Genomic DNA, 410 nt, shown 5'->3' with positions numbered 1-410 from the left:
CGAACACGACATTGACGCCCGCCTGCGCGAGCCACCACGCCGACCCGACCTGCCGGCGGTGCACGAACCCCTGCACGGCGACCAGCACGCCGTCGGCCACGAGGAACGCGCCGAGCACGACCCGCAGCGTCCCGAGCTGCTCCAGCGGCTCGATCATGAGGAGGAGGCCGAGGACGACGAGGAGGGTCCCTCGCACCACGGGCAGCCACCACACCTTGCGGAACGGGTTGCGCTCCTGGCCGTTCGCGCCGGGCGTCGCGGGGCCCTCTGGACTGTCGACGCCGCCCGCGGCGCCACGCTCCGTCGTCGTGCCACGTGCCATGCCGACCTCCCGGGTCCGGTCCTCCGCCCATGCTAGGGAGGCCTTGCTCACACCCGCCCGCCGAGCGGGGGCCGCGAGCCGTCCAGCA

The 410-nt window shown here is 74.4% G+C and carries 1 protein-coding gene; it reads right to left on the bottom strand.

Annotated elements, in window-relative coordinates:
• Positions 1-322 (bottom strand): DUF308 domain-containing protein (locus tag G3I78_RS49615; protein ID WP_203616594.1); only part of this gene is annotated, 322 nt, incomplete at its 3' end.
• Positions 323-410: the final 88 nt, after the last annotated feature.

This window comes from Streptomyces sp. SID13726 (genome assembly GCF_010548375.1).
Taxonomy (GTDB): Bacteria; Actinomycetota; Actinomycetes; order Streptomycetales; family Streptomycetaceae; genus Streptomyces.
Note: the sequence above shows the minus strand (reverse complement) of the source record. Positions and strands in the feature narration are given on the sequence as shown.